This window comes from Moorena sp. SIO4G3 (assembly GCF_010692305.1).
In the GTDB taxonomy this organism is placed as follows: Bacteria; Cyanobacteriota; Cyanobacteriia; order Cyanobacteriales; family Coleofasciculaceae; genus Moorena; species Moorena producens_A.
Map to the genome: position 1 here is coordinate 1 of NZ_JAAHIG010000359.1, position 8,697 is coordinate 8,697.

Here is an 8,697-nt window from a genome sequence, read left to right on the forward strand (position 1 = left end):
CCTTTCTTAGTAAGCGCTGGAAAATCTGCAAATTCTGATCGAGCCAATCCAGCCATTTCAGACTACTCGATAAAGATTTCGGTGGGTCGGAAATCAGGGTATCTAGAGCAATCAGGCGCTGGAAATTCTGTTGCTGTTGATGCAGATAACCTCTGGCTAAACTGGAACCTCCAATATAGATTTCTCCTGGTACTCCTGTGGGGACAGGGTCTTGGTGTTGGTCTAGTACATAAACTGATAACCGACCAGGGTTGCCTACGGGTACGTTTTCTCTAGGAGGTTCTTCTAGCCATTGCCAGTGGGTGACTTCTCCTCCTGCTTCTGGGAGACTATAGAAGTTGTGTAATGAAACTGGGTAACTTTCGATAAATTTGTTAGCTATTTCTGTTGATAGGGTTTCTCCACTGCTCAGGAGCGTACGCCAACTATTCAAAGATGCTGCCTGGTTATTTGTATTTAACCAGGTGGGTAGTTCTGATGGATACAGGTGAACTATAGTAACTTTGTGCTGGCTGATTAATTGCTGTAATTCTGTAGGCTCGTTATTTGCAGCTATAACCACAGTACCACCACTGATTAGAGGTAAACCTATTTCTAGAAGAGCTACATCTTGAATCAGAGATGTTTTATGCAGTAGAATATCTTGATTAGTTATTTTCAGCGTTTCTTGTAGCCATTGTAAACGTTGAGCTACAGCCTGATGTTCTACTGGCGAGCAGGATGCTCGCGCTGGGGTTTGATTGAGGATATAGGCAAGATTGGTGGCTGTTGTTCCTGTATTTGGGTTGTCTGTATTCTGTTTGGCTATTGACTCCCACTCAGTATCTATACACAGAATTTGAGCATTGGAGTCAGGAATTTCTGACTTGAGGTCGTTTAGGGTTAATATTACCGAAATTGACTGTAAATCCTGTGATTTGTCCGTTGGATCTATTGCTACATAAGCTCCTCCTGCTTTGAGTATTGCTAATAAACCAACGACTCTTTCTACAGTAGGGTCAATATATATGCCTATTGGTGTTTCTGTGCTTATGCCTAAACCTAATAGATGGTGGGCAAGTTGGTTAGCTTTGTAGTTGAGTTGGGCGTAGGTTAATTGTTGGTCCTCAAATATTAAAGCTACTGCATTTGGGTTCTTTTCAACAACATTCTCAAATAATTGATGGATACATTTGTCTGTTGGATAATCTATTTTGCTGTTATTCCATTCCTGCAGAATTTTTTGTTTTTCTGCTGCTGTAATTAGGGGAAGTTTCGAGATTTTTTCTTGGGGGTTGGCTACTATTGCTTCTAGTAAAGTTAGGAAATGTTGCATCAACCTAGCAATGGTTGCTCCGTCAAAGATGTCTGTGTTGTAACAAACATAAGCTTCGTGTTCTGGTCCTGATGGTGCTTTCCAGAGATATATTTCTAAATCCATTCTACTAGCAATGTCTGGATAATCTGCAACCCTAGGAGTCACTGTTAATCCTGGTAAATCCCAAGAGTCCAGTGATTTGATATTTAGAAAGTCAAAGTACACTCGCATTAGACGGTTTTCCTTAACTTCCGTACCTGGAATAAGTTCCTCTAATAGCTGTGGAAATTGTAAATCCTGATGTTTATAGGCATCTTCAGTTGTTTGTTTGACTTGAGTTAACAATTCGGTAAAGCTAGAGTCATCTGAGAACTGAGAACGAATTGGAAGGATGCTTGCAAACATACCAATTAATGGTTCGATTTCGACTCGGTTGCGGTTAGCAGTTATTGTACCTACTATTAAGTCAGACTCTCCACTATAACGATACAATAAGACAAAAGTTGCACTCAGCATAGTCGTAAATAATGTTGTACCTAACTCTTGACCCAGTTGCTCAAGTTTCTGTATTAAGTTCTGATTGAGTTCAAATTTTTCGAATCTTCCCTCGCGACTTTGCACTTCTGGAGGTCGGCGGTCTGTTAGTAGGGGTAATATTGAGGAAGTTCCTGCTAGTTTGTGTCTCCAGTAGCTTAGATGTTCTTCTAATACCTCTGCTGTTTGTTGTCGTTGCCAGTGGGAGTAGTCGGCATATTGAATGGGTAGTTCTGGTAATGGGGATGGGTTTCCTTGACTGTAGGCTTCATACAATTTATATAGTTCTGAGATTAGTATCTTTATAGACCAACCGTCATATATTATGTGGTCTATGACCAATATTACTACATGAGTTTCTGGGCTAAGTCGTACTAGGGTGACAGACAGCGGGGGGCTTGCTAGGTCAAAGTGTTTTTGGGCTTCAGTTCTTGCTAGCTGTTCGAGTTTGTTTATCTGTTCTGGTGATGATGGTAATTCTACTACTGACAGATTAATTTTGGCGACGGTCGAAATTACTTGTATAAGTTTTCCATCTATGGAGGGAAAACTGGTTCGTAGGCTTTCATGTCGTCGGATGATTTCGTTGAAGCTTTGCTCTAAGGTTGCTAGATTGAGAAGACCATCTACGGTAAAACTATACATACCGTTCAACGGACGCCAGCCCAAAATAAATTCTTGAGGGTAAGAAAGGGGAATTTCCTGTTCCCTAGAAACCCTTGGAATAACTTGACTTTCCTTTTGTTCCAACTCTTGTTCAACTAAAACTTCTGCTAGTTGAGCGATAGTAGGATTTTGAAATAGCTTACTTATAGAGAACTCTACTGGCAATCTTTGTTGCACCCGAGACACAACCTGAGTGGCATTCATAGAATGGCCACCTAAATCAAAGAAGTTATCGTGTATACCTATCTGTTCTATACCCAACACTTCTCTCCAAATCTCTGCTAATGCCTTCTGTGTCTCCGTCTCAGGAGCTACATACTCCGTTGACACACTACTGAGATTATCCGGTACAGGTAATGCCTTCCGGTCTACTTTTCCACTTGGAGTCAGAGGCAGTTGCGACAACACTACAAAACCGCTCGGTATCATATACTCCGGAAACTGCTCTTTCAGATACTGTTTCAATTTCTTGATTTGTTCTGCCTCTGATATCTCTTGGTTTGAGCTAGCTAGAGTTTGGGTTTCTAACACTATATACGCCACTAAACGTTTATTACCTAGGTTGTCTTCGGTGGCTAATACTACTGTTTCTTTAACTATATTATGTTGAGTTAGGGTCGCTTCTATTTCTCCCGTTTCTACCCGGTATCCTCGGATTTTTACTTGGTTGTCTATCCGCCCTAAAAACTCTATGTTGCCATCAGCTAGATAACGACATAAGTCTCCTGTTCTATATAATTTTGTGACTTTTGAGTTATCAAAAGGATGAGGGATGAATTTCTCAGTTGTTAATTCTAGGCGGTTCAGATAACCATTTGCCAGACCGACTCCACCAATGTAAAGTTCTCCTGGAACCCCTACTGGCAATGGTTGTTGCTCACCACTGAGAACATAAAGTTGAGTATTGGCAATCGGACGACCTATCGGGGGGAGTTTCGGCCAGTTATCCGCATCTCCTTCTAATGTGTAAGCAGAAACTACATGGCTTTCTGATGGTCCATATTGGTTTTGCAGTCTACATTCAGGCAGTCGCTTCATCATATCCATCAGGTCTGCTGTCACTTGCAATTGTTCCCCTGCTGTTATCACCTCACGCAATGGTGGCAGATTTTGGCATTGAGATGCCACTAAGGCCAACTGTTGTAAAGCTACAAAGGGTAAAAATAGTCGCTCTACCTGATTGTGAGTTAAGAATTCCATCAATCCTAACGGATCACGCCTCAGTTCTGAAGACACTAATACCAGAATCCCTCCTGAACAACAAGTGGAGAATATTTCTTGGAAGGATACGTCAAAGCTAATAGGAGCAAATTGCAGAGTTTTTGCTCCTTGACCAACTATTGTTTCCTGCTGTTGCCAAAGGATTAGATTCACTAGAGAACCTTGGCTCATAGCCACTCCTTTTGGCTTACCTGTAGACCCAGAGGTATAAATAACATAGCCCAAGTTCGATGGTTTGACTTCACTACTTAAATTGCCTTGAGAACAGTCTGACCATAGGTTGTCGTTACTATCTAAACACACTATCTGAGCTTCATGTTCTGATAATAACGTTACTAATGATTGCTGAGTTAGCAATATGGATACTTGGGAATCAGAAATCATATAAGCCAAACGTTCTGATGGATAATTGGGGTCTAGTGGCACATAAGCTCCTCCAGCTTTGAGTATGGCTAATATACCTACTACCATTTCTACTGAACGCTCTACACATATACCCACTAGGGTATCTGGAACTACTCCCAACTTTTGCAAGTAATGTGCTAGTTGATTAGCTTTGCTATTTAATTCCGAATAGGTCAGCTTTTGTTGTTCAAATACTACTGCTGCTGCATCTGGGGTTTTCTCTACCTGCTCTTCAAATAATTGACGGATACACTTGTTATTTGGGTAATCTGTTTTCGTATTGTTCCATTCCACCAGTATTTGGTCTCGCTCTGCCTCTTTCATTAATGGCAGCTTGCTCACAGGTTGCTCGGTCGTCTCTACTGCTGCTGATAGTAAGTTTTCATAATGTGACACCATGCGACTAATTGTTTCGGCTGAGAACAAGTCTCGGTTATAGGCACAGAATCCTTTGATTTCCTCTCCTACTGGCCACAGATGTAACTCTAAGTCAAACCTCACTGTCATCTCAGCTCCTCCCCCTTCATACCAACCTACTTCCAAGTTGGGTAAGCTAAAGGATGGTTTTAATACTTCCTCCTGCTGAACGGCAAACATTACCTGAAACAAGGGGCTTTGCGATAAAGAACGTTCCGGTTGCAACTCTTCTACCAATTTCTCAAAGGGTATGTCTTGATTACCATAAGCTTCTAGAGCTGTTTGTTTAACTCGATTTAATACCTCTGTGAAACTAGGGTCTCCTCCTAGGTCTGTGTACATGACTAGGGAGTTGACAAAGAAACCGATCAACCCCTCTATTTCTCTGCGGTTGCGGTTAGCTATAGGTGAACCTACTGCTATACTTTCTTGACCACTGTAACGAGACATTAAGACTTTGAAGGCTGCTAACAGGGTCATAAATAGGGTAGTTCCCTGCTTTTGACTCAGTTGTTTAACTTTTGAGGTCAGCTCTGCTGGTATGTTTATGGGTATACCTGCTCCATTAAAAGTTTGAACTGGAGGTCGGGGATGGTCTGTGGGTAGTTGTATTTGAGGTAAGTCTTGGAGCTTTTGCCTCCAGTAACTTAGTTGACTTTCTAGGGTTTCACCTTGTAAATAGTTCCTTTGCCACACTGCAAAGTCCGCATATTGTATGGGCAACTCTGGTATTGGGGATGGTTGGTCTTGCACTATGGCAGTGTAAATAACTGAAAGTTCCTTGGGTAATACTGTAAGTGACCAGCCATCGCTTGCTATGTGATGTAATATGATTTGCAGTATGTGTTCTGCTTTTCCTAGTTTAAACAACTGAGCCCGTATGGGGGGGTCTACTTCTAGATTGAATGAAAGTTCATTTTCTTGTTGGAGTAGTTGTTGCAGTTTGGTGGTAGCTTCTGATGGTGTTAACTCACTTAGGTCTTGTATAGGTAGTTCTAATTCAAAGGGGGATTGAATTATTTGTACTGGTGTGTCGTTGATTTCACTGAAAGTTGTTCTCAGAGTTTCATGGCGAGCAATGATTTGGTTGAGACTTTTTTCTAGGGCTACATAGTCGAGTTTTCCTACTAGCTCTAGGGTTAATGGCATATTGTAGGCATTCCTACTCAAAGCCATTTTTTCAATAAACCATAGCCTTTGTTGCGCAAAGGATAATGGCGGAGGATTGCCATTTCGCTCAATAGGATTAATTAAGTCTTCCTTGAATTCTCTCTTTAAATTAGCTTGTTGCAAAAAAGTAATAATTTCCTGCTTACGATCGCTTAATTTAGTTCGTAGCTCTGATGTCAAAACTCCTTCTGGAGCATTACAGCGCAAGCGTTGACCTTCAAGCCATAATTTGATATCTTGATTAGCCAGATCGTCTAAAAATTTTTCTAATGTTTTCATAGCTCTATTTCCTCCCGTTTTTCTGGATTATTAGAGGTTGTTTGTAGTCGTTGTGCTAGAGATACGTTAATATTACTAGTATTTTCAAGGTAAGTACTTAATTGTTCTATAGTTGAATATTCAAATATACTTGTTATAGGTAACTCAATATTAAAAGTCTCCCGAACTCTAGACACAACCTGAGTTGCCATCAAAGAATGACCACCTAAATCAAAGAAGTTATCATATATTCCCACCTTTTCTATTCCCAACACTTCTTCCCAAATCTCTGCTAAGTTCTTCTGTATCTCCGTCTCAGGAGCTACATACTCCGTTAACACACTACTAGCCATATCTGGGACAGGCAACGCCTTACGGTCTACTTTACCGTTAGGAGTCAGAGGCAGTTGCGACAACACCATTAACCCTGATGGCACCATATACTCTGGCAACCTCGACTCCAGATACTCTCTCACCTGCGGTATCAATTCCTTTCTCAACTGGGAACTCAACGGATTATTCCCATAATTATTCCATTTACCTCCTATCACCGATTTTTGAGTCAGGGGTGTTAACACGATTCCCTCTTTTGCTAACTCACTCCGCACAAATACCGCATCCATCAATTCCGGACTTCCCTGAGCTGACCAACACAACTCTAAGCTATACCCCAAAGATGGACTTAGTTCATATAATTTCTCTGGATCGATACCCTTGTTTTCGTTTGACTCTAACTTCTGCCTCAACTGCTGTACATTCAGTTTTGATTCTAGCTGTGATAGCAACTCTACCAATTCTACATCATTAGCTACTCTGGTATTTACTAAACCACTAAAGCAAATTGATTCTGGCTCTTGCTCTCGCAGATAAGTTTCTATCTCTTGAACACTCAAATCCGCTCCACTTTCTACCGTTGGTGTTATTACTGTTCCTGGTTGACCCTCTATATGCAACAGTACGCTATACCTATATTTCCTCAGTTCATTGTGTTCTCTGCCCCTCTGCAAACGTATTTGTACATGACTGATTTCTGGATGTTTTTCCTTGAGAGCTACAAACAACTCTGGTGACACTAACAACTCTGTCTCCTGCTCCATTTTTCTGTCTATTTTGGCCTTGAGTTGTTCTAGCGATAGTGATGGAGTTGCTTGATACAGTTGCACCGAACTCTGAAATGCTTTCATTAATGGAAAACTGCGGATATCCCCTAGGAAAATCGTTCCTCCTGGTTTGACTACCCTGATACTATTTTCTATGACTGACAACAAATACTCCACACTAGGGAAATACTGGACTATAGAACTCAGAAGTACCACATCGAAACTGTTAGGAGCCACATCAGCCATGTCTTCAGCTCGCTTCTGTGCTAAGGATACATGACTATATTTGTCTGGTTGCTCTTCTATTTGTTTTTTAATGTATTCTAATGATACCTTGGATATATCTGTGCCATAATATTTTTCTGTCTGCGGTGCGATTTGAAATAGCAGCATTCCTGTTCCACAACCTATTTCCCACACACTCTCTGGCTTCTTGGCTAATACTTGAGTTACTATATCCCCAGCCCAGACGCGCATTTGCTCTACTGGTATCGGCTGGTTGTCATAGTTGCTAATCCATCCTCTGGTGTTAAATAGGGGGTCACTTACTTCACTTAGTTGGTCATATATTTGTTGGTTAAATATATCTTGCCAACTATCTACTTGGGTTTCTGACAGTTCGGGGTTGGAACTGGTTGTGCTTTCGGTTTCTGGTACTATGTATGCTACTAAACGTTTATCTCCTGGGTTATCTTCTCTTGCTAATACTACCGTTTCTTTAACTTGAGGGTATGAATTGAGAACGGCTTCTATTTCTCCTGTTTCAATGCGATATCCCCTGATTTTTACTTGGTGGTCTATTCTACCCAAGAACTCGATGTGGCCATCCTCTAAGTACCGAGCCAAATCGCCTGTCTTATATAATTTTGACTTTTGACTTTTAACTTTTGAGTTATCAAAAGGGTTGGGAATAAATTTCTCGGCTGTCAGTTCCGGGCGGTTGTAGTAACCTGTTGCTAAACCATCTCCTCCTATATGTAGTTCTCCTGCTACTCCTATGGGAACTGGTTGTAAATTTGGGTCCAGGATATATATCTGGGTGTTAGATATTGGCTTACCTATGGGCAGATTTGTTGCTCCTTCTGCTACTTCACTTACCTTGTACCATGAAGAAAATGTTGTGTTTTCTGTCGGTCCATACACATGAAGCAATCTTTCTGGTGCCCCTTTCTCAACTACCTGTTTCACTGATTTCGGGTCTACTGCTTCTCCTCCAAATAATAAATTATTCAACGTACTGAATGCTTCTGGTACTGAGTAGGCTAACTGATTAAATAAAGCTGTTGTCAAAAACAGTGTCGTAATTTTTTCTTGTTTGATATAGTTGACAAACTCTTGAGGTGAAAGGAGTAGAGATTTGGTAATTACTACTACCACGCCTCCGTGTAATAAAGCTCCCCAAATTTCAAATGTGGCTGCATCAAAAGAGGTGTTGGAAACTTGAGCTACTCGGTCTGTTGCTTCCAGTTGCACATAGTTGGTGTTGCTAACAAGCCTAACTACTCCTTGATGAGGAATAGTTACTCCTTTTGGTTTACCCGTCGAACCTGAAGTATAGATAACGTAAGCTAACTCACAAGAGTTTTTTGTATGCAAGCATTTCGATCAGCATTTCTAATAATTAATCGC

2 protein-coding genes are annotated in these 8,697 nt (G+C 41.0%); both read right to left on the reverse strand.

From position 1 onward, the window contains the following. Nucleotides 1-5,989: non-ribosomal peptide synthetase (locus tag F6J99_RS36445; RefSeq protein ID WP_293120543.1), on the reverse strand; the 5,989-nt coding region annotated here is incomplete at its 3' end. Continuing rightward, nucleotides 5,986-8,664 carry an amino acid adenylation domain-containing protein gene (locus F6J99_RS36450; protein WP_365974991.1) on the reverse strand — a complete coding sequence of 893 codons (2,679 nt, stop codon included), beginning with the start codon at nt 8,662-8,664 and terminating at the stop codon, nt 5,986-5,988. The genes F6J99_RS36445 and F6J99_RS36450, both read right to left, overlap by 4 nt. Nucleotides 8,665-8,697: the final 33 nt, after the last annotated feature.